This is a genomic window from Stutzerimonas stutzeri (assembly GCF_013522825.1).
Classification (GTDB): domain Bacteria; phylum Pseudomonadota; class Gammaproteobacteria; order Pseudomonadales; family Pseudomonadaceae; genus Stutzerimonas; species Stutzerimonas stutzeri_AK.
The window spans coordinates 1-23,564 of the sequence record NZ_JAAMQZ010000026.1 but is presented as its reverse complement, the minus strand read 5'-3'; the positions used below and the strand labels follow the sequence as shown (position 1 = coordinate 23,564).

Annotated in this window: 16 protein-coding genes; 15 read left to right on the top strand and 1 reads right to left on the bottom strand. The window is 55.6% G+C overall.

Features of this window, described 5'->3' with window-relative positions; genetic code table 11:
• Positions 1-81 precede the first annotated feature (81 nt).
• The 9 genes from G7020_RS15925 (at position 82) to G7020_RS15885 (ending at position 16,551) form a co-directional block, all read left to right on the top strand.
• Positions 82-7,476: a DUF4165 domain-containing protein gene (locus G7020_RS15925; protein WP_181086199.1), complete on the top strand. Its 7,395-nt coding sequence runs from the start codon at positions 82-84 to the stop codon at positions 7,474-7,476.
• A gap of 140 nt (positions 7,477-7,616) precedes the next feature.
• Positions 7,617-7,961, top strand: a complete 345-nt coding sequence (gene traA / locus G7020_RS15920; protein ID WP_013100908.1) for a TraA family conjugative transfer protein — start codon at positions 7,617-7,619, stop codon at positions 7,959-7,961.
• Positions 7,962-8,079: 118 nt separating this feature from the next.
• A complete protein-coding gene (locus G7020_RS15915) occupies positions 8,080-8,793 on the top strand; it encodes a DsbC family protein (RefSeq protein WP_013100909.1) in 714 nt (237 codons plus the stop codon).
• A gap of 11 nt (positions 8,794-8,804) precedes the next feature.
• The gene (gene traC / locus G7020_RS15910; RefSeq protein WP_013100910.1) at positions 8,805-11,270 is read left to right on the top strand and encodes a type IV secretion system protein TraC; all 2,466 of its coding nucleotides are present in this window, start codon (positions 8,805-8,807) and stop codon (positions 11,268-11,270) included.
• Positions 11,270-11,842 (top strand): S26 family signal peptidase, encoded by a 573-nt coding sequence (locus tag G7020_RS15905; RefSeq protein ID WP_102685515.1) that lies wholly within the window; start codon positions 11,270-11,272, stop codon positions 11,840-11,842. Before traC ends, G7020_RS15905 begins: the two co-directional genes overlap by 1 nt.
• Positions 11,836-13,077: a TrbC family F-type conjugative pilus assembly protein gene (locus tag G7020_RS15900; protein WP_181086196.1), complete on the top strand. Its 1,242-nt coding sequence runs from the start codon at positions 11,836-11,838 to the stop codon at positions 13,075-13,077. Before G7020_RS15905 ends, G7020_RS15900 begins: the two co-directional genes overlap by 7 nt.
• 34 nt (positions 13,078-13,111) lie before the next feature.
• Positions 13,112-14,116: a TraU family protein gene (locus G7020_RS15895; protein ID WP_033050424.1), complete on the top strand. Its 1,005-nt coding sequence runs from the start codon at positions 13,112-13,114 to the stop codon at positions 14,114-14,116.
• 322 nt (positions 14,117-14,438) lie between these two features.
• Entirely contained in the window at positions 14,439-15,779 is a 1,341-nt protein-coding gene (gene iscB / locus G7020_RS15890; protein WP_181086194.1) for an RNA-guided endonuclease IscB, read from the top strand.
• 52 nt (positions 15,780-15,831) lie between these two features.
• Positions 15,832-16,551, top strand: coding sequence for a nuclease-related domain-containing protein (locus G7020_RS15885; RefSeq protein ID WP_234451858.1), 720 nt, complete (start codon positions 15,832-15,834; stop codon positions 16,549-16,551).
• Between the two features lie 232 nt (positions 16,552-16,783).
• Here G7020_RS15885 and G7020_RS15880 read toward each other — a convergent pair whose 3' ends face one another.
• On the bottom strand, positions 16,784-17,470 hold the full coding sequence (locus tag G7020_RS15880) for a hypothetical protein (RefSeq protein WP_181086190.1): 687 nt from the start codon (positions 17,468-17,470) through the stop codon (positions 16,784-16,786).
• Positions 17,471-17,879: 409 nt separating this feature from the next.
• Between G7020_RS15880 and G7020_RS15875 the strand changes: the two genes are divergently transcribed.
• The 6 genes from G7020_RS15875 to G7020_RS15850 form a co-directional block, all read left to right on the top strand.
• Positions 17,880-18,197 carry a hypothetical protein gene (locus G7020_RS15875; RefSeq protein WP_181086188.1) on the top strand — a complete coding sequence of 106 codons (318 nt, stop codon included), beginning with the start codon at positions 17,880-17,882 and terminating at the stop codon, positions 18,195-18,197.
• Complete coding sequence (locus G7020_RS15870; protein WP_102685521.1) at positions 18,194-18,811, top strand: DNA primase; 618 nt, start codon at positions 18,194-18,196, stop codon at positions 18,809-18,811. The genes G7020_RS15875 and G7020_RS15870 overlap by 4 nt, the downstream gene beginning before the upstream one ends.
• Before the next feature lie 51 nt (positions 18,812-18,862).
• Positions 18,863-19,978: a DUF7146 domain-containing protein gene (locus G7020_RS15865; RefSeq protein WP_102685522.1), complete on the top strand. Its 1,116-nt coding sequence runs from the start codon at positions 18,863-18,865 to the stop codon at positions 19,976-19,978.
• A gap of 118 nt (positions 19,979-20,096) precedes the next feature.
• A complete protein-coding gene (locus G7020_RS15860) occupies positions 20,097-21,122 on the top strand; it encodes a thioredoxin family protein (RefSeq protein WP_102685523.1) in 1,026 nt (341 codons plus the stop codon).
• Positions 21,119-22,519: a conjugal transfer protein TraH gene (locus G7020_RS15855; protein WP_047297003.1), complete on the top strand. Its 1,401-nt coding sequence runs from the start codon at positions 21,119-21,121 to the stop codon at positions 22,517-22,519. The genes G7020_RS15860 and G7020_RS15855 overlap by 4 nt, the downstream gene beginning before the upstream one ends.
• Before the next feature lie 11 nt (positions 22,520-22,530).
• Positions 22,531-23,564: conjugal transfer protein TraG N-terminal domain-containing protein (locus G7020_RS15850; RefSeq protein ID WP_181086186.1), on the top strand; the 1,034-nt coding region annotated here is incomplete at its 3' end.

Here is a 23,564-nt window from a genome sequence, read left to right as displayed (position 1 = left end):
CAGGCGCATTTGGTCGTTTCAAGACCTAACAAAACATACTCTAAGGTTTCGCTTGCCAACGCGAGTTAAAGGAGTTCCACGATGGGTACGACAAAGACCCGAGGGCCATCGTTCCTCAATAAAGTGAGTGGTGCGCTTCTGGGCGCTATCGCTTTGGCAATTGTGCCAATCAATGGTGCGTATGCCGATCTTGTTAAATACGGCTATACGAACAGTGCAGGGGTTCAAACCAATACGGAGCCAGGCACAGGGTTTATCAACCCATCCACTGGCATATCGTTCATGGTAAGCGGTGGTATTGACCGAAAACTGCGCATAGCGGTGACTGCTAACGGTGCCGCCACACCTGTCTTCGTAAAGGAAAGCACCAAGGTGCTTGGGGCTAGCGACGTTATTTCTTACAACGGTGAGAACTACTATGCCGAGGAGTTTGTCAGTCCGAAGCTACCGGATGGACGCTACACCGTAAAAACAGAAATTCTGTCCAGCGCTGGGGCTGTTGTTCAAACTGAAAACGTTCCCCTCGTTATTGATACCGCTGGCCCAATAGCTGGGACATTTGCCCCGCGCCCATATACATGGGGCGATCCCGTTCTCACTGGCGAAGTTTGGAAGCTCGGCCTTGCAGCAATCGATGCTTTGACATATTCGAGCTTCGTCTTGGACGGTTTCTCTGACCCGTCGGGAATTAGCAAGGTTACCGCTAAAGTCTATAGGGAGTCTGGTGCTCTGTATAAAGAGCATAATGTTCTGTTTTCTGAGGAAAGCAAAACAGCCTCGATTCAGTACAGGACAGACTTCTTCCCTGACTCAGACTTGGATGAGGTTTTCGGGCTTGAGTTTGTTGTCACCGACAAGGCTGGCAACTCTACGGTAACCAAGCGTCAGAAGGTAATGTTTGACAACATTGCCAACGCACCAACTGAGCCGTTTGGTGTGTATGACCCAAGTGTATCAACTACTCTCGCGCCAGGCCTAAAGGGGTTTGTTCCCTATGTCGCCGGATCTTATGTCAAAACTAATCCGATACGGCTTGCATGGAGAATCCCAAAGAGCAACTGGCACACCTACCGACAAGGGGGTATACGCTTCACAAACAGTTTTGGAGAGAACCAGATTGTTGGCGAGGATTCGGCCTATGTTTACCTTGTCGGGTCGCTTCCATATCGAGCAGAAGACGTTAACTACATCAGGTTCTATAACTTTGGCGAGTGGGGCACGCGAGGAACTATCCATTACGATTTAGTATTGCATCCGTCTGCCCCTAAAACGCCCGTAATAAGCCGTATCGAATATTACTTTAGCGACAAAGGCTGGATGAGATATTCGCCCAGGGTAGTCACGCCTCAGGAGTTACCTGTCACCGTCTCGAAAGTTCGGTATACCGTCGAGGCGCGACCTTTTGACCAAGTGGCTACTCACATGGGCACTTGTACTATTCCTGCCGGGCAGACCCAATGCGAAATCGCAGTCAACGTCCCGCTGAGCAAAGGCACATCTGGATATCTTCACGATCAAGGCGTGCTGAGAAGTGCAGACGGCACGTTGAGTGCAACCGGCCAATGGGCGGACGTCTGGTGGAACGACCTGTATCTGCCAGTCCTGTCTTATACCTATAACTCTTCGGAGATGATACTGACTCTCAAAGTCAGACAACCGCAGCAAGGCGCGTATCAAGACGCTCTTCGTCACAATACGGCATGGCTTGAAAACACTAGCGGAACAGCACTGAGCGTTACCAAAAAACTCACATCGTCATCTGGTGAATATTTTGAATACGAGTTCGATCTGAAAACCCTGCCTGAAGGCTCCCATGATCTGGTTGGTGTTGCTAGCGAAAATCTAGGCGCAATAACAAAGCTACCACTTTTCAAGTTTCAGAGCGATCGGACAAAGCCAGTTGTTACGGTAAGCAAGGGTGTGAGTGATTCTATTGATACACTCGACAAAATCACCTTTACGGTAACTGACAATAAAGACCCCGCACCAAAGATTACATCGATTAGCTTGACTGGGGGGCCGGCTAACGAATCTATTGCTCTTTCGTTCCGCAAGCTCAATGCTACTACCTATGGCCTTGAGTACCCGATCCTATTCCCGTCCTTAACGGCTGGAGAGAGTTATACGCTCAGAGTCAATGCGCAGGACTCACAACAGAACAAGGGTGTTGGCTCAACCACGTTCCTCTACAGCCCTAAGATGGCTGGGATCGTTGGTCATGTAAATGGTCTCGTTAATATCCCTGCGGTGCCAAAAGAGTTCAATCGTAACGATGGCTCTGTGGTGATAAACAGCGAACAGCTAAAGCTTGCGGACGGTACGCCAGTTTCTGGTGTTTATGATCTGCTGGCAACGCTCAGGTCTGACGCAGCAACACCCCTAAAGATTGGCGGTGTTCTCGTCAATCCGGGGGCAACAGTAACGATTAGCCAACTCAACTTCACTAGTACCGGCGGTAAGATATCGCTACCTGTTGTTCCGGTAACTCAGGGAGCTACCGGAAGTAATGGTGTGATCATTTCTACCTCCGCGCCGAATGCTCCTGTGGTGTACGCCGATATCAATACCTGGATGCCCAAGGTCACGCTTGGCATCAACAATAAAAATCCTGTACAGGCAATGACTGACACCACGGTAAAGTTGTCCGCTTCGGCTAGCAGCATTTGCCCTCTAACGACATCTTCCGCGGTGGCAAGGTCTGCCGATCCCATCAAGTCGCCCATCTGCTTGCTTGAGTGGACGAGCATTCCCCGAGGCCTTCAGCAAGTAGAGGTTTCTGGTGCACCGCACCCGGTCACTCAGCTGACAGGGCGAGTCCTCGACGCAGGCCAGCAGAAGGTCGCTTATTCCCTCTATGTATTCAACAAGGGTACGGAAAAGGTACTGCTGAGCAGCGGTGAGGAAATACTGAGCGTCAAAGCTGCGACCGGCTCAACAACCTTCATCCAATCGCTGCATGAGAAAAGTGTTACTCGTGCGATTGAGACTGCATCCGTCACCATGACGCAGCGCTCGGGCCCAACGTGTTCGATCACTGGTGATGACGCAGCGGCAAAGAGTGCTGGCATGAGCGGCGGTGCCTTGAAGTGCTTGATTGAGTTCTCGGTCATCCCGAAAGACCTGAGCATCAAAGCGCTCGATCCTCTTGAGTTGACCGGCGTTTTCACTCGTTCCGGGAAGTATCCGATCCGCTGGACGGCTAGCGTCTACGACACCACCGGGAAAAAGATCACCCTCGAAGAGGGACAATCGCTCATTCAGGTAATAGAGCCGCCTGTAACAACGAAACTGACGGTCAGCGTCAACGAAAGCTCATCGGTGGACGCAACTCCGGTAGAGGATTTCCCTGCGGCGTGGGAGAAGAAAACCTATTCAGTTCTGTCGAGCCCGTCCCAGGGCGCTGTAGTCGCGACCCCTACCGGCTTCACCTACACCCCGAACACTGGATACGTTGGCCCCGATGAGTTCAGGTACCGCGTGCAGGACGTGTCAGGGATGAGGGCTGAAGCGACCGCGGTTGTGAATGTCGCGAAGTTCAATTACGCCCCTACCTGGACGGGAGTAACCATTCAGGCTCGCGAAGGTCAAGTGAGTGACCAAGTTGATCCTGAGGTGCATGACATCAATCTATGGGACAGCCATACGTTCAAGATCCTCACGAACCCGACGCACGGGACTGTCCGTGTGTTCTATGGCCGTATGGAGTACACCCCTAATCCGGGTTTCTATGGGGAAGATTCGTTCACTTTCAGCGCCACGGACCAGGAAGGGCTCAGCGTGGAGGGAGAGGGGAAGGTCACTGTTACTCAGTTCAATTTTGCACCAACAGGTATCACCCCCTCGACAGTGAAGATGTATGCAGGAATCGGTGGAACGGCCGATCTGAAAGTGATCGATCCGAACAACTGGGGATCGCACACCTTGCAAGTCGTCAAACAGCCAGCACATGGCCACGTGACGGTGGAGGGAATGAGCATCACCTATAAGACCGATGGCCAGGCTGAAACCTCAGTACAGATTCGTGCCATTGACCAGGATGGCCTCTATGTCGATCAAGATGTTGTGCTGAAGCTTTTGCCGGCGTGGGAGATGTTCAAAGACCGCGAAGTTCAGCCTACCTCAGTGGCCCCGAGCATCCCGGCCGTGAAGCACCAAATGACAACCCGCTTGGGTGGCTATGCGCTCCGAATTCCCGACCAGGAAGTGATTCAGGCTCTCGGCGGCGAGATCATCGCCATCGTCACGCCTGATTCGAAGGTTGGGGTGACACTGGAGCATCGTGAGCTTTCTCAAGGCACCGGTATGCGTCTGGTACCTACGAAAATGACTGCCGATCTGCTGGAGGCCCGTTTAGGTGGCCTGGATGTTGGGGTCGATGGCCAGGCGCTGGTCTATCTAAGTCGCGCCGATATGGCCGGCCCTGTCTATTCCGTGCCGGTAACCGTATGGGCTCCGGAGGGCGTACTGACGGCTGATACATGGGAGATTCTGCAAGCGTCCGGCCGGGCTCAAATCAGCTTCAGCCCGAGCAATGGGGCATGCAGCATCTTGACCAGCGAAACTGTCGCGAAGCCGAAAAATGCACTTCAGGATCGTGCTTGCTACGTCACTTGGACGAAAACGCCCGATGAATGGCGCAACGCTAGTAGCTTGGCCAACCTGATGATGGATGCCGGCGGGAGTTCGTTGGGTAACCAGGCTATCGAGGCTACCGCGTATGTGTTTGACCCTAGCGGCGTGAAGCACAAGGTTGCGAGCTTCGCTCGTGACCTGAAGATCCTTCCGGTTGCAGATCAGATCCGCTTTGGCCTGAAGCCTGCACCGGCAGAGGCCTATCAGAAGGTGCAGCAACTTTCCTTGTTGCTCCGTCACACCGATGGCCCTGTGTGTGATGCAACGGCGAATGAAGGCGTTGCGAAAAAGACGGCTCAGCAATGGTCGAGCCGCCCATCGTGCCTTATCCGTTGGATGCAGATGCCAGAAGGCATGGCCCAGCAGCGCAACACCGTCACGCCACTCGCGGAAGGAACAATGACCCTGCTTGGAGCGAACAACATCTCCTGGAAGGCATCCATGTTTACGCCGAGTGGTCAGGAAATCGATATTGGCTACGGGGAGCACACCGTAAACGTGATCGAGCCGCCGGCGATCGAAATCGATATGCCGGCAAGCAACCTGGTGAAAGAGGGGCTGTATTCAGTCTCACAACTCGGCGGCTATGTTGGGAGCGCATCAGTTACTGCAATCGCAGCCTCCTTGGACGTGGCGATCAACAGGGCAGATGCAGTGATCGAACGGTCTACGATTCCGAGTTACGGTCGTGCCCAGCGGTTTACGCGCTACATCGAGGGAGCCGAGGCTCCCCTGTGGAGCGTAACGCCTTACTCCGTTGACGTTGGATACACCGCGTTGCCAGAGATGAGGACGACCAAAACCGCGTCACTCCTGGCGGTGCCTCACGACAAAATTCTCCCTGTCATTCTCAACGACGAAAGAACTGTCCTGGATACGGTCAGCCTTCCAATCCGCGTGGCCATCAAAGACACCCGTTACATGGAGGATGCATATCGGCTGAGCAGCATGGGCGACTGGGATATTCGCCTGCTTTCGACAACCGCCGGAGTGAACTATGAGCCGATGACAAATTGGGAGCCCATCGACGAGAACGGTGAAGTTGAGTTTGAGATCGATCTGCAATCGCTGACGAACAAGGCGGTTCGCATTATTGCTGAAGCGCGTGTTCGCTCTCCTGTGCCGGAATACGAGCTGATTCGGGAGTCGGGCTCGCCAATGGTGCTTTCCGTTCTCAACGGCGAATCTCTCGATGGTTCAATCCAGGCATTGCGGGTTATCGGCCCAGCTCCTCTTCGCAGCAGCTTCTACGCCGTCACCAACGATCGCTACCAGTCAGGAGACCTTGGTGGCGTGCGCTGGGAAATGAGCAAGGACGGCGGTGTGACGTGGGAGGACGTTGAGGCCAATGCGAAGCTGCCGCAACGGCTCAGCATGGTCTTTCAGCGGGGTACATATCTTCTGAGGGCAGAGTTGACGAACCGCCATAGCGGCGCGAAATCCATGACCCCTACCGTTGAAGTTATTGCCTATGTCGTCCCCGTTGCCCGCCTTAAAGGCCCAGCAAACGTGTTTATTGGCGATAGCGGTACGTTCACGCTCACTGACCTCAAAGGTAATGCGCTCGATACGACCGGAATGGTTGTGGAATGGTCGGAGGATCGCGGTAAAACCTGGGCCGCAGGGGAAGGCTCCTACCGACTGAGCCGCAACTCTGCTGATCGTGTGTACCTCACGGCCAGGCTGAAATACTCAGACTCACCAGAGGATAAGCGCGTCTACAAAACCCTCCGTGCAGGCGTTGCGTTTAGACCTGTCCGGCCGCCTCGTGTCCAGATCATCGGGCCGCGCCGTCCTGAGGTAGGAAAGGAAGCTACCTGGGTCGCCAACTTGATGATGCCGTACCCGAAAATGGATATGACAATGGATGGTGAGTTCATCCTGCCTGACGGCACAGTCGTCGACTCCACTGAGGTGAAGTACACCCCAACTCGGGAGGACATGGAGAAAGAAGAGAGCTACATCAGCGTCCGATCTTGGATCAATGGGTATGAGGATCGAGGCGGTTTGGGCCTAACTCAGCACCGTCTTATTTTCTGGTCGTACGACTGGCCTGAGTGGAAGATCAACACCAAATACTCAGCCAAGTATGCGCCGGCAGACTTGACCATGACGGCTCGCTCTCTTGGCTTGTTCCGAGAGTTCGAGGGCTTGACCATCGAGTGGGATATCCCACCTTACGCCGGCCTCGAAATGATCAAGGACTCCAGCCAGACCAGTCGCATCGTTCGACTGACTGAGCCGGGGATCTACACATTCGGTGCTCATATCACCGACTCGCGGGGCAACTACAGCTATGCCGAAACAGAGATGGAGTTTTTGGAGCCAATTCCGTGGGATGTGAAATTGTCCTGGAGTGGGGATAACGACGCGAATCGTGCCCCGCTGGGCGTTCTGATCCGACCATCAATCACCGGCGGGCATCCCAAGGACCAGATACTCAGCAAAACGTTCAGTCTCAACGGGGAGACGCTATCAAGCTCAGGGGACTATGGGCGAGCGACCCTTGAAGAGGAGGGCGTGTATACGGTGAAACTGGATGTTGCCAGCGCAATGGGGCACACAGCAACAGGCCAGGTTGATATCTCGGTGGCAAGGAATAAGCCCCCGGTCTGCAAGCTGGAGCTTGTGGTAGGTCGAACCTCCTGGCTGGCAAAAGCCGTTTGTACTGATGAAGATGGCCGCATGGCCAAAAACCTTTGGTTCATCAATGGTGAGCAGCAGGCTCTCAGCTCAAACAGCATCTCTGTGCCAATGTGGCGTTATCCAGATGGCGAGCCGGTAATTACGCTGGTAGGTATCGATAACTCCGGCGCGGAATCGCCTCCAGTCTCCAACAAGTAAAAGAGAAGGGCCGCATAAAGCGGCCCTTTTTAATTTCCGTCGACAAATGCGCCTGAAAGCGAAACACAGGCTTACGGAAAGCACGAAAAATGTCTCCTGAGCGCAGCCCCTGCGCATGTCAACCTCTAGGAGCAAGACCAATGCACGTCAACAAAGCAACCCTCCAAACGATGGCCATCGCAGCGGCAATGGTGGTCGCCGGTACCGCGCTCGCGGGTACCGGCGGCGATACGTTCGATAGCGTGTGGATTACCTTGACTGAGTGGATGCAAGGTACCCTCGGCCGCATTCTGATCGGTCTGATGATCCTCACCGGCATCGGCGCGGGCGTTCTCCGCCAATCGCTTATGCCGTTCGTTACTGGCGTTGGCGGCGGTGTTGGCCTCTATGCTGCGCCGGATGTTATCGAGTCGGTAATGTCGGCAACTATCCCAGCAGCAGCTGTAGTCACCAACGCTCTCCAAGCCCTGCCTGTAGGCTTCTGATCTCAGTCAGAACGCCTCTCTGAAAGGCCTCTTTTTCCGACGCTAAAACGTCCTGAAAAAGAGGCCTTTTCTTTTCCGGGCCAAATACTCTGGGTGAATCGACTCAGGAGGTAAGCCCATGTTCAAACCAACCCGAACCATTCTTGCGATGACGCTGCTTGCATTGGCTGGCACCGCAGTAGCAGCGAGCCCTGCGGACAAGAACGCAGACAAGGTAGTGATGCTTCCTGCGTCTGCAATGCTGGCGATCGAGAAGAACGGCAAATTCGCCATCATCAGCGATACCGGCCGATTCATCATCCAGGGAACGGTTTATGACGTGTGGGCGAAGAAAGAGTTAAAAACCATCGAGGATGCTCGGATCGCCGCCCACTACATCCCAGTGGATAAGACCAACCTCGGTTTCAAGGATCTCGCCCCCCTCACAGTCGGCAACGGTGAGAAAGCAATCACCATGTTCTCCGACCCTGCTTGTGGTTTCTGCAAAGAGATCATTCAACAAGCCCGCTCATCCCTTCCCGAGGGGTATCGACTCGACGTGCTGATGTTGCCGCTGCTCAGCCAAGAGAGCGCGGTGCGCACCAAAGAACTCCTCTGCGCGAAAGACAAGGTTGCTGCGTGGAAAGCTGGCGCTTCCGGCGACATGAAAACTCCTCTCGAACAGCTCCCAACCGCGCAGTGTGATCTCGATGTGATCTCGAAGCGCCGGATGACAGCTCAGTTTCTTGGAGCTCGAAATGTCCCTTTCCTCATTCGTGATGACGGTTTGACCCGAGAAGGCAAGCCTGAAGAAGGCCTGCGCGCCTGGATTGAATCGAATCGCACCCTCTAAGGAATTCAGAAATGCTCAAAGCGCTTATCCGCTCAACACCTCGGCTCTCGAAGCTGATCAACGGCCTCGCCTACGAGCCGAATCTTTACCTGTTCCAGCTGGAAGGGAACCGCCTAGGATTCGCATTCCTGTGTTCCCCGCTCTCAGGCTCAAACGGGGATGAAGGCGACCGCCTGAAAGCTGGTTTGACGGTCGACTGGCCTGAGAAGACAACGATTCAGTTCAGCCTGATTTGCACTGAAAATATCAATGAGATGAAGACGGGATTCCTTCGTCTGCGTCGGGCCTTCCGTGAATCCGGCCGCACTGACCTTCCCGTGGAAACCCAAGCCTTGCTGGAGAAAGTGACGAACGCGCGGGCCGAGTATTTCAGTGACCGAACCATGCGCCCAGTTGATTCAATCTCAGGTGTACGCATTCGTGAACAGAGCCTGGTCGTATCCGTAACAATTCCGATCGCCAATGCGTTGCCTACCCAGACAGAAGCGAACGCGGCGAAGGAGCTTTTCGACGGACTGCGAACCTCGCTGGACAGCTGCAACCTGGCAGCCGTGCCGCTCACCAACGACTCCTACCGGGAAATTTTCTCCTCCATCCTGAACCAAGGGCCATCGGCGTCGTGGCGCGAAGATCCGGACATGAAGGCGGACACAGACAAGCCCCTGAATGAGCAGATCCTCGACTACAACCGCAGCCTCGACGTGAAGAAAGACCACCTTCAGATCGGAGATGACTGCTTTGTAAAAACGCTGTCGGCCAAGCGCTTCCCTGATGTCATGTGGCAGGGCGATGCCTCTCAGTACCTCGCTGACATTCTGTCCCAGCGCGGCGGAATCCGGGGTAACTGCATCATCAACATGACCCTGTATTTCCCTCCCCAGCTGGAAACAAAGGACAAGCTGTCGAAGCGCCGCCAATGGGCCATCAACCAGAGCTTCGGCCCGATGGTGCATTTCGTACCCGTTCTACGGAAGACGAAGGAAGCCTATGACACGCTGTTTGAAGATCTCGACAAAGGGCTTCCCAACGTACAGGCGACAATGACCCTCGTGGTATTCGGCCGGAACCGGGAAGACCTCATTCAGGCAGCGTCGAATGCGAAGAGCCATTTTGCCACGCAGGGCTTCAGCCTCATGGAGGACAAGTTTTGTGTGCTGCCCGTGTTCGTGAACTCCCTACCTATGTGTGCCGACCCGGATGCGATGAGGGAGCTGTTCCGGTTCAAGACATTGAGCCTCACCCAGGCATTACCTTTGCTGCCGATCTATGGCGATTGGAAGGGCACTGGAACCCAGGTGGCCCCGTTCATTTCCCGAAACGGTCAGCCGGTTAGCTTCAACCTCTTTGACTCCGACACCAATTACAACGCGATGATCGCGGCCCAGTCGGGCTCCGGTAAGTCGTTTGCGACCAACTATCTCATCACGTCGTATCTGAGCATTGGAGCGAAGGTGTGGGTCATCGACGTGGGCCTGTCCTACCTAAAGCTATCTGAGGCGTACAAGGGCGACTTTGCACGCTTTGACCAGGAGTCGAATCTCTGTCTCAACCCCTTCGAGCTGATTGAGGACTACAGCGAGGAGGAGGATGTCCTGGTTGGGCTGCTCTCTGCCATGGCTGCCCCAACCGTGCCCCTGATCGACTTCCAAACTGCCGGGCTAAAAAGGCACCTCACACAATGCTGGGAAGAGCTGGGCAAGACGATGATCGTCGACAACATCGCCGATTCTCTACTTGGCGACCCAGATCCGCGTATTCAAGACATTGGCCATCAGCTCTTCGCATTCACCTCGAAGGGGCAGTACGGCCGTTTCTTTAACGGGAAGAACAATCTCAACTTCAAGAATCCCTTCACCGTACTCGAGCTTGAGGAACTGAAGGGCCGCCAACACCTTCAGCAAGTGGTGCTCCTTCAGCTGATCTACCAAATCCAGCAGGACATGTACCTCGGTGAGCGTGACCGCCCGAAAATTGTGATCATCGATGAAGCCTGGTCGCTGCTCTCCCAGGGCAACGTTGGTGAATTCATTGAGCACGGTTACCGGCGATTCCGGAAATATGGGGGTAGTGCCATCGTCATTACCCAGGGGGTCAACGACCTCTATCAGAACAAAGTCGGACAGGCCATTGCTGAAAACTCCGCGTTCACCCTCCTACTCGGTCAAAAGGCCGAAGCTATTGATGCTATCCAGGAAAACAAGCGTCTGCCGCTGGGAGAGGGTGGCTATCGAATCCTGAAGACTGTTAAGTCGTACAAGGGGCATTACTCCGAGATCTTCATGCTCACCCCCCGCGGGGCCGGTATCGTGCGCCTCACGGTGGACCCATATTCGATCCTCCTCTACTCGACCGCACCTGAAGATGTGCAGGCGATCCGAAATTACACGCTCACTGGCGTTCCGCAGGATGAGGCAATTCTGCGCGTGCTCCGTGACCGAGGTGTCGAGTACAGCTCTAATCCGGCGGAAGTCGCGTAATGGCGTTGTCGAACCCCTTCAGCATTGAGGCCAAGGTGCGAAGGGCAATGGCGAAGGTTGAGCGAGATCGAGCTCCAAAGCGACTCTCGGCAGCCTTTCTCGGCAAAGGCCTACTCTTTTCCGCAGTGGTTGCCGGCAGCGTTGTGCTGCTGGCATCCCGTTATTCGATCGCTATCGCTAGCCAGGACTCCCTATGCCTGCCCCCTTACAGGCTATGGATCATCGATAAAAAGCAGGATGACCTGGTGCGAGGGGAAATCTATGCCTTTCACTCCAAAGGTCTGAGTCCGATTTTTGCTGACGGCACGATCATCGTGAAGGTGCTCGAGGGGATGCCTGGCGATCGCGCCAAGGTCACGCTTGATGAGACAACCATCAATGGCGTGTCCGTGGGCAAAGGGCTTCAGGTAGCCAACCAGCACGGGATTGATCCCCAGAAATACGTTCGGGAAGGGGAAATAGGCGAGGGCCGTTACTGGTTCTTCGGCCGCACGCCAGATTCTTTCGACTCCCGCTACTGGGGCTCAGCGTCGACGGACCAAATCATCGGGAAGGCGTATCCAATATGGTGAAAAAGCAACTAGCCATGTGCATTGGGCTGGCCTTCGGCTGCACGATGGCCATCGCCGGCGATGACCTTGGCATTCGCAAGTACGACATCAATGAATTCGATCCGGCGCTCCTCGAGCAGGTCAGGGAAATCAGCCGAAATGCGAAAGCGGCACGCGATGAAGTAAGCGGCCGCGATGACATGAGTTGGGTGGGTGAGATGGCCGAAAAGGCGATCGCTCAAGGCAGTGATGAGGAGTCCCTGCAGAACGAGTCAGCACTCGCCAGCGCAGATGGCTCAGATCGCGAGAAAAAACATCCCCTGGGCGATGGAAACCGCACTCTAATATTCGTGTCGTGGTCGATGGGAGCCACTGCCCTCAAAGACATACTGCTGTCCTTTGACGGACTGCCTGGTGTTGGCATCGTTTTTCGAGGCATTCCTGATGGTATGTCGATGGGCGATGCTGTGACCAAAATGCACCTCCTCACGCAAGAGACGCAAAGCACTGTGAGTGTTCTGCTCGATCCTCTCGCATTCCAGCGTCATAGCGTTTCAGCCGTCCCCACCGTCGCTCTCGAAGCACCGAATGATGCTTTGATCGCTAAAGCTGCTGGGTCGTCCTCCGTTAGCTATATCGAGGGGGCGGTTAAGGATGGTAAGCGTGGGGATCTAGGCACTATTGGCTCTACACAGGAAATCATCGAGCCAGACCTCATGGAGGTTGCGAAACAGCGCATCGCAGAGCTGGACACCGACGCCATGAAGAAGCGAGCAATCGCTCGGTTTTGGGATAACCACAAAGGGCACCCATTGCCTCCGGTAACGGAGAGTGCGACACGCCTCGTCGACGCATCTGTCATCGTTCCCAATGACATTCTCGATAGCCAAGGAAGGGTTGTTCAGAAGGCGGGGAGGATCAATCCACTCGACATGATGCCGTTTGACCAGAAACTGGTCGTGATTGATCCGACGCAACCTTGGCAGGTTGCCCTGGCGAAGCGTGAATATGCAGACCATGGGGCAAATCTGACCGTCACTGTGATGGCGACTCAGATTCCCACTGCCTCTGGTTGGGATCTGTTCAACAGCGTTCAGGACAGCCTGGATGCGCCCTTGTACCTGCTGCCGCCTGACATGGCGGAGCGCTTCCAAATCTTTCGAGCCCCATCTGTCGTAACAGCCGACACCAAAAACTTTATCGTCCGCGAGGTTGCTCAAACAGCCTTCGAGGAGGCCAATCATGAGCATCAATAAGGTAATAACCGCCGCAATTCTGGTGATTGCAGGCATGTTTTCCCTGCCAGGGATAGCGGCTGAGGCGTCCTCTTCCGGAGAGGTGATGTGTGAGGACTCTGGCCTTTTTGGTCCGAAGTTGTTCACCGACATCTGCTGGGCGTGCCTCTTCCCAATTCGTGTTTCTGGTGTGCAAATAACCCCCGGCACAGCCCCCGCGAAGGCTACAAAAATGGTCTTCTGCATCTGCCAGGAAGGCTCATCCTCGATCTACAAGCCCGGAATCATCACTGCAATGTGGGAGCCGGCACGGATGGTTGAAACTGTCCGTAAGCCAGGCTGCTCGCCAACCCTAGGTGGTGTAACGCTGCCGCTTGGCAACAAGCGCAGCTATGGCCGACTTCGGCAGGACAACAGCACCCAGACAGGTCAGGCTGCCGGGTCGTTCTACCACGCGCATCTGTATGCATTCCCGCTACTTCAGATCCTCGATCTCTATACGCCTACCAAATGCAACCCGGACGGTTATCTCGACCTCGATATCATCTCTTTCACTGAGATCGACCCGACCTGGAACAACGGTACGTTGGCTTTCTTCCAGCACCCCGAGTCCGCGGCCGTGGCAAACCCAATCGCTATTGCGGCCTGTGCTGCCGAATCCGCGCTGGTTACCGCTCGAAAGGAACCTCTTGAGTCGCTTTGGTGGTGTACCGGTACATGGGGGAGCATCTACCCATTTGCCGGCGTAACCGTGGCGCAAGATGCAAACCGGACGACAGCATTGCTGGCTGCGCGAGTGATCGCTCAGCAACACCGCAGGGGCCTCGCTCGACGCACTATGGGTGATGAAAACGTGTGCAAGGCGGGTATCTACCCGACGATTCCGAAAAGCCAGTACAAAGTGACCCAGTTCTGGCCAAAGTCGCAGAACAGCAGAGCAATGTGGCTCGGAGAACCGCCGCAGACTTGGGAGGGTGGGCCTAGTCGGCATGTTCCAGGTACTGGGAACGATGCCATGTACATGTTCTGGCGATGGACAGATTGCTGCTCGAAGCTCTAATGGAGAATCCGCACGTAAGGGCGGATTTGCGATGGTATGAGTCAACTACCCCGGCCTGAAGGTCGGAGCTTGTGAAAGCAGGCTGGGTTGACCAGGGAAAGCGGTATTAACCCGCTCCGTTTGCACCAGGTCGAACCGACCCACCCCGGAATGCTTCCTCAGTTCCGGGCACTGGAAGGTCGGGATCATGCTGGCGAAAGGTAAAACGCCGAAGATTCCGACCGCCGCGACAGCGGGAGCCGGGTGCAGACATTCCCGAGGGGAGCGAGCCGCAAGGCTCCGTCACCAGGCCCGTAAGGGCATAGTTCAAAGGAGGATCGCCGTGGCGGTCTATGTGTTGGATAAGACAGGCACGCCGTTGATGCCATGCAGCGAGAAGCGAGCGCGATTGTTGCTGGAGCGCGGTCGCGCCCGCATACACCGGCAGGTGCCGTTCGTGATCCGTCTGGTGGATCGGCGGCAGGCCGATAGCGCGCTGCAATCGCTGACGCTCAAGTTCGATCCGGGCAGCAAATTCACTGGCATTGCCTTGGTACGCCAGAAGGGCCAGCGGGTGTCTGTTCTCTCACTGATGGAATTGGCCCATCGGGGCGCAGCGATTCGCCAGGCCATGCAGCAGCGGGCGGCGTTTCGCCGTCGCCGCCGTGGTCAGAACCTGCGCCACCGCACACCGCGCTTCGACAACCGCACCCGGCCGGAAGGCTGGCTGCCGCCAAGCTTGCGCCACCGGCTGGACACCACGCTGGGCTGGGTCGGGAGGATGCGTAACTGGGCTCCGATCAGCGATCTGGCAGTCGAGCGGGTCAAGTTCGACATGCAGGCCATGCAGAACCCGGAGATCAGCGGCGTCAAGTACCAGCAGGGCGAGTTGGCCGGCTACGAGGTGCGCGAATACCTGCTGGAGAAGTGGGGCCGCTGCTGCGCCTACTGCGACGCTGAAAATACGCCGCTGGAGATCGAGCACATCGTTCCGCGCAGTGCCGGCGGCAGCGACCGGGTGCCCAACCTGACCCTGGCCTGCCGGCCCTGTAATCAGCGCAAGGGCAACCAGCCAGTCGAGGTGTTCCTGAAGGCCAGGTCAGAGCTGCTGGCGCGAATCAAGGCGAAAGCCAAAGTCCCACTTCGGGATGCCGCCGCCGTCAACGCCACCCGCAATGCCCTGTTCCGTGCCCTGCTGGATACCGGCCTGTCGGTCACCACGGGCACCGGGGCGCAAACCAAATTTAACCGACGATGCCTCGGCCTTCCGAAGACCCACGCGCTCGATGCAGCCAGTGTCGGTGAGATCAGGGCCATCGAGCACTGGCAACGCCCCACGCTGGCGATCAAGGCCACCGGACGCGGCGAGTACCAGCGCACCCGCCTTACCGCCCACGGTTTTCCACGCGGCTATTTGACCCGACAGAAACGCCATTTCGGTTTCCAGACCGGCGATCAGGTGCGCGCCGAGGTGCCGACCGGCAAAAAGGCTGGCACCCACCAGGGTCGCGTCGCCGTGCGCAAGACCGGCAGCTTCAACATCCAGACGCCTGATGGCGTGGTGCAGGGCATCCACCACCGCCACTGCACCCTGATTCAGCGGGCCGATGGCTACGCCTATTCCCACATCCAAACCGATAGCCCTCAATCCCAAAAGGAGGCAGCGAGAGCAGAGGTACGCTGAGCGTGCCGCGCTATCCCTTGGTCTGAGGGCCGGGATATCTCGTGCAAAATTGATGAATGACTTTCTAATGCTGTACCTGCCCCCTGTTTTGATTCTGGGGCTTCTCGCGGGCATCGCCCACGTTCGACTACTTGAATTTCCTGCATACCGAGGATGGTGGGGGGAGTACAAGGTGAACTTCATGCTCCGCCTGTGCCTTAGCGGCGAATACAAGGTGTTCGCCAACGCGATCTATCGAGGCAAGACAAGGGAAGAGTCGACACAGGTTGACCACATCATCGTGTCGCGCTACGGGATCTTTGTCCTGGAAACGAAGTGCTTCAAGGGAAAGATCATTACCTACCCTGAAGCACCTGAAAGCTGGTTGCAGATCGTCGGCCGAAGGAAATATCGCGTGCAAAACCCGCTGATGCAGAACTACGCACACGTGAAGGCAGTTCAGAAGGTCACCGGAGTCCACTCTCAGAAAATCCACAGCTACGGAGTGATGGCAGGGCAGGCCAGCTTCACGTATGGAATGCCTGAGCGGGTCTACAGCATTTGGGGCGTGATTCGTAAAATCCAGTCCTACAAAGCCCCGGTTTTTACTCGGGGCCATGTGGTGTCAATTTGCCGGGCGCTGAGCGAGCGCAGAATCAAGGGGGGGTATTGGGCTGCAAGACGACATGTCGAAAAGCTGAAGCGCCGAGGCGAGGATGGATCTACAACGTGCCATGAAGATAGACCCCGAGAGGAACACCTATCGCCACCCCAACAAGAACAGCAGCAGTGACAGAGATGATCGCGACCGTATCCCAAAATACTGCCTCTGGCGGCGCTTCAAGTGATTCGTCGGTGGCCAGCTCTTCTGTCCACAGTGGGGTGGATTCGCGTAGGGGAGGCTGATCCGGCGCTCGTTTGCGTCTTCTACTGGATCTGGCCGGTGTGGCAGTAAGATCATCAAGCATAATGAACCTCCTAAGCAAAACGCCCCGCAATGCGGGGCGTTTTCATTACTGGAGCTATCAGGCAACCGCTTCTTCAGGAAGCGAATCGAGTGCGTCTACATTGCCCTCAGGCTCAATGTGACCCGCAGCCTCGCGCTCCTCCTTCTCGGCGCTCACTTTGGCTTCTGCCTTTTCGATATCTTCTTGGAGCTCTGCAACTTTGCTGGCGTATGCCTTTGCTCGCGCGCTCTGACCGAGGCCAACGAGTGAGCGGATCAGCCGGGCCATTTGGTTGCTCTTGTTTGCACGAAATTCCTCAGCTTCCGAGCTATCGATTTTCTCATGCAGCCAGGCGGTATCGACCTGGATAATCAGGTGGTCAAATGCCTGAAGCAGGCTGCTCATCCGCTTGATTTCTGGGCTGGTGATTTCGAATTCGCGAGTCAGTGGTGAGCTGTACCCTGCAAGCTCTTTGATTCCCAGACTCTTCAAAAGCGTGTCCATCCGCTCAGACTCGTCACGCACGGCTACTTCCATGCGCTCGATTTTCTTCGAGACCGCATCAACCACCGCTTTGTGATCAAAGGTCTTGAGGTTTTTGGCCAGCTTGCGGGACGTAACGTCGATGATAAAAAGAGCCGTCATGAGGCTATCGAAACGGTTGCCGGCGAAGAACTTCGCCTGCTCAGTGTTCAGTACCATCTTTCCTTTGAGGGATGGCTTGGAGTATTGGTATTTCGTCGGTTGTGGTTGAGTGGTCGCCATTAGCGGTTTCTCCGGATGTTGGTGGCCGGACTATTGCACCAGCTTGCGGAGCCTCTGGATTTCGATTTCACGCACGAATAGCGTCGGAATTTGAGGTGCGTTTTTCTGGTTGACGACAGAGTGAAATGGCGGCGAGAATTGCGGCACTCATCGGCCAAGGTCGATTAAGAATTTGCCTCCTGGAGGCCATTGACCCTAAGTGACAGCATGCTGCTGCCACTGGTACCCAAGACGTGTATGCGTCTGGGAGCAAGCCAAGCTGAGCTTATCAGCTTAAAAACCAAGCCTACGTTCGCGTAGCGCCGATCAAAAAAGGAAGCCATTTGGCTTCCTTTTTTTGTGTCAAAAAAACCCTGACGGGGAACTCCCGTTAGGGCGTTCTCCGTTCTAAAAAAATGGAGAACTGAAAATGGCATCTACAACCCTCAAAGTTAAAGTGCTGACCGCGTTTGGCTTCCTCGTTGCAATGTTGGGAGCTGTATACGCACCGCAGTTTGCAAAGCAGATTTTGCCCTTCGCATTCTGTGTGTTCCTCGCTGTGGTACTTCTGAACGCTGAGCAGATCCTGCTGGGTGTTTCTCGGTATCTGCGCAGCTGCCTGAAGGCCTCGTACCCTCAGGCAACTAAGACCTCTCAAGTCGCAGCCAACGCCAGTTGGTGTGACAGCATCGATTATGACAACTACTACATTCCCTCCTACCTGCGTCGCCAGGGAGAAGAGCAATGATCCGTGTTGACTTCGATGTTCCTAGCTACCTCCGACTGCAACAAGGCCTTTGCATTGTCTCTGACCGCCTCGCGCACAAGCTGCCCGAGCCGGAGCATCAGGAAACGACGCAGCCTCTCGAAACTGTTGTGATCAACAAGCTGTATCGGCCGCAAGATCGCAAACAGGTTGCACCGATCGAGAATCAACAGCCGGACGAGATCAAGGGAGAGTTCATCCCTCGCGATTCACAACCCGAGCGCCAAGAAAAAGCGTCAGCAGTCGAATCCGCCGAAGGCGGTGATGACCATGGCGCGCGTGCTACTGAGATCAACTTTCAGGGTGTGGCTGGCAAGTCCGTGACCGGTGAATACCGCGGGTCTGGATTTGCGCCGTATCGGTTCCGCAAGAAGAACGGAAACTCGTTCTTTCTTCGGATCGGTGAGCACCTGGTTTGGGGGATTGAGCTTAGCGCTCAGCTCCGCCAGTCCGGCGCGCAACAAGGTGACGTTATCTCGCTGACCTTCCTCGGGAAAACCCCCGTGAAAGTGCTCAAAGAGGTCGATGTCAACGGCAAGAAAGAACAGGACTGGGTTGATACCTACCGCAACTCCTGGGAAATCAAGATCGTGTAATAGCCAGCAAATGCGCCCTTCGGGGCGCATCTCAACCAAACGGAGGTACCCATGTCCAAAGACTCAGAAGGCAATTACGCCCCAGAGAAGCAAGATGTGCTGGTAGCCGCTGATGGCCGCTGGCATGACATATACGCAAGCCTCGCATCTTCATTGGTGCCGGCTCACAAAAAAGCAGGGCGTGGGGTTCCATGTCCGGTGCATGGTGGGGAAGACGGTTTTAAGATTTTCCGTAAGACGGCAGGCTCGTCGAGCGGCGGGATCTGCCGTACCTGCGGGGTCAAGGCTGATGGCATAGCCTTGCTGATGTGGGTCAACCGCTGGAGCTTTCACCATGCTTTACAGGAGGTTGGAGCATTGCTCCGGGTCAAAGACCCGTATGGACGCACCGCTGATGGATTTATCCCAAGCGTTGTAATCCGTAAGGAGCGAGCCCCAGCAAAACCAGAGGTTTCAGACGATTGGCTGCGTGAAGCTATGCGCAACCTGTGGAAGGGAACCGTTCCTCTCACAGACCCATCAGCGGAACCAGCAAGGCTCTATCTTCGCTCCCGAGGCATTCTTGCTTGGGACCGACCAGAGCTGAGCCGCTACGTTCGCTTTCATCCGGAATTGACCTACAAGGACAAAGCCGGCAAGCGTTCTAAGCATCCAGGGATAGTGTGTACGCTTATCGATCCTGAAGGCCAGGCTGTGACCATCAACCGTCACTATCTGACAATGAAGGGTGAGAAAGCTGATCTCGCTGAGCCGAAAAAAATGTTTCCAATCCCCAGCAACCGCAAGCTTCCCGGTTGTGCGGTGCCAACATCGCATCCAGGAGAAGTCTTGGATGTATGTGAAGGATTGGAAACAGCTCTGTCGGTGGAAACAGCCATGGGTATACCCGTATGGCCCTTGGTGAATTCCTACCTTTTGGAGAGCTTCGTACCACCAGCCTGCACCAAAGCAGTCCGAATCTGGGCTGACAAGGACCGCAAGGAGGGCGGCCAGAAAGCGGCATTCGCTTTAAAAAAACGTCTGTGGGAAATGGGGATCAAGGCGCAAATAATGTTGCCGGACATGCCCATCCCTGACGGCTCCAAAGGTGTCGATTGGAATGATGTTCTTCGTGAACGTGGTTCTCTCGGCTTCCTCGGCCACGAGGTCTATCGCGCACAGCGATAGGCCTCTGGCCTTCTCGACTCTCCTCTCTTTTTCCGACCGTAAAAGCGCCTGAAAACGCGCCCCCTCCTGTTGGCCAACGCTCACAATTCGAGCATCCCCATCTTGGCCAGACGGACTCATGACGCCCCTAAAATTCCCCATCTTGTTGCTTGCTGCCGCTATAAGCAGCATTTCTCTTGCGGGAGAGACCAAGCCCGCCGAGTCAAAAACGCCCCAGGTTGCTGGTTCTTCGTTCTATCAGGACAAAGAACGCGGCTGGTTCTGGTACGAAGATCCGCCTCCTGAACAGGAACCCCAGAAAACTGAGCCCGCGCCGGTTCCAGCGGCCCCACCACCTGCCGAAACGGAAGCCTCCGAGCCGCCCGCGCCCGAGTTGCCACCGACTGGCAGCGTGGCGTGGATTCGGGAAATGCTTCCGAAGCTGCGTGATGCAGCCATGGATAACCCCACGAAGGAGAATGTGAGTGCGTACTTCTGGGCTCAGCGAATCATGCTCGACAAGGCCGAGCGATTCTCGCGTCACTCCGTCGAGGTAATCCGTAATGACCCCTTCCTCGACGAGGATATGCGTTATCCCGCCTCCAACGCCGCCTCCGACGCTCTAGCGACGGCGGCCGGCAAGCAGAAAGAAACCCTGCTGAAGCTCATCGCTGGCAGCTCTGCGCTGATGTTCTTCTACAACGGTAACGACTGCATTCTTTGCGAACAGGCCCTGGCAGCGGTCTCTGCACTCGAGTTCAGGTACGGGTTTACTGTCATGCCCGTCTCTATGGATGGGGCACCCCTTCCTGGCGGCAAATACCCAAACACGCAGTACGACACTGGGCTCGCAGAGCAGCTTGGCATCATCACCTCGCCGGCGCTGGCCCTGGTCATCCCTCCGAATGACGTGAAGATCGTCAGCTTCAGCACCGTTTCAATGGAGACGGCAACCACTCGGATTCTAATGGCGGCGAATGAAGCGGGGCTTATTTCCGATCAGGAATACAACGCCACATCCCGCCTTAACACCATGGGTTTGATCGACGCCACAAAATTGGCTGACGCCCCGCCCGATGCAACCAAAAACCCTAACGAATTCGTGAATCGGATGCGCGATGAAGCTCGTCGTGCCTTTCAAAAAGACAACGGAGGTGCCCAGTGAAAATCAAACCGATCGCCCTTGCTGTAGCGCTGATGGTGCCCTTCGGGGCTCACGCGAACATTCAACAGCAGGTCAATGAAATGTTCAGCGGCATGATCAACGTCACCAGTCCAGGGGCATATAAAACAGCCACACGCGGCGTTATTACCGGCGGGTCCGTTGTCCTTCGGAATCGGATATCCACCGCCAACCTCATCAGCATTACCCCGCCAAGCGCAAAGGGTGGATGCGGGGGGATCAACCTTTACAGCGGCTCGTTCTCCTTTATCAACGGCGAAGAGTTTGTAGCGCTCATGAGGAATGTGGCGTCGAACGCGGCTGGCATTGTTTCGGGCTTTGCCTTTGAGTTGGCCCTCGATGCGATGGACGCTCAGACAGGTGGTGTGATCCGCAACCTGGCCAACAAGATCCAGGCGCTCAATCAAATGTTTTCCAACAGCTGCCAGCTGGCGAGTGGGTTGGTTACGAATGCCAAAAAGGCATACGAAGAAAGCACCGACTTCAAATCCGCGATGACGGCCTTCGGGTCGAACGTCTCATCTGACTTCTTTACCGCGAAATCCACCAAAGAAGACTCACCAGCCAACCGGATTGCTGCCTCTGGTAAGGCCGTTCAATGTGAGAACACAGGGAATGTTCTGTGGTGCGCCATGATGAAGTCTGGCCTCCAGTCGCAGATCCTATTCGGCAGCGACGAAAACGCGGAATTCATCATGTCGATGGTCGGCAGCTACAACGTGTCGCTCACCAACGACGCCAGCGGGGGGAAAAACTTCGCTGCGCATCCCATGCCGAAGCTGATCACCGGCGAAGGTCTGAAGATTCTTGTTGAGGGCTCGGCCAACCTTGATGTCAAGGTCTACCAGTGCGACCAGGATGACCCGGACTGCTCAGACCCGAACATCCGAACTCTCACCAGCTTCAAGGGCCTCGAGACTCGAATCCTAGAGGATCTTCAAAACAACGGAATCCTTGAGCGTTTTGCGAACGGCACTGCAACCGCTGCTGACGGAAACCGGATTGCATACCTCGCATCAAGCCGAGTAGGGGTGAATTTGATGAAGATCACCCAGAAGGCAGGGGCTCAATCCGGTTATGACTATCTGAACCAGTTCGCCAAGAAAATTGCTGCTGATGCTTCGATGAGCCTGATTTATCAGCTGCTTGGGCATACAGAGAAAGGCCTGACCAGCCTGAATATGGCGGATGCAGGGAAGGTGATTGAGGACCTGCGGGCTACCAAGGGTGAGCTCATGGATGAATACCGCTCGTACATCGAGGAAGCAATGCAAGGCAAAGATGCCGATGGCCAAGCCGAGAAAATGCTCCAGATGGCCCCTGTGTTTGATAATGGAACCCTGCCACAGGGAACCATCAACGATAACGCAGGCGCGTAACGGAGATATCCATGGACTTCACTATCTACACGACAGGCAGCGCCGAGTTCCTTGAGATCATGCTCAATGCCTGCGCAATGATCACAGGCAGCGGTGACGCAGAAGACCTTGCCCGTATTGGCGCGCTGATAGGCTTATTTCTGTTGGCGTTCCAAGCTGTTTTCAATAACCAGGCCATTACCTTCGGAAAGGCGGGCCTTGTGCTCGTCCTTTACATGATGTTCTACGGCCCTACAGCCACCACTGTTATCGAGGATACGGTGTCGTCGCAGGTGCGGGTGGTGGACAACGTGCCTCTTGGCCCTGCCTTTGTCGGCTCAGTCATCTCAACGGTGGCCTACGGCATTACAAAAACCGCGGAGCAGGCATTTTCTACTCCAAGCATGACCGACTACGGGCTGTTCTCGAGTCTGAGCACATTGTCGAAAGTGCGCGACGCTCTTCGGAACCCGATGGCACTGGACGGCTTCCAAAACTACCGAAAAGCGGACGGGTGGGATCTGCCCCGATCGGTGAACGAGTACATGACATTCTGTTCACTGAACCCCGTGGCGCTGAGAACGGATAAGACCTTGACCGACCTGTACCGATCGCCTGGCTGGGCGGAGGTGCTGTCAAACCAGAACTCATCGATGTTCATCTACGTCTATGACGGTACCGCCGGCACCATGAAAAGCTGTGCAGAGGCGCGGTCGTTTCTCAACGCCCATTTGCAGAACGTCTATACAGACGTGCTAGAGGACATTCTCCAGAAAGGGTTCAGCGAAGAGGCCAAGACCAACCGCATGACCAGCGGTATCCAGGTTCAAGCCGCTACTGACCAAGCTATTCAGAGCCTCGCACTGAGTAGCAAGTCGGCTCAGGACTACGTTTTGACTTCGCTAATTGCGCCGATTTTCAACGATTCCCGTGTCGATGCTGCGGATTCCACGCCATCCGGCCACCCAGTCCGCTCTCATCTGGCCAGGCATTCCAGGGCCATCTGGCCACCTGTTCCACGGCCATCCGGCCGGGCAGTCGGAGCGCAGCGACGCAGGGGTGGCAT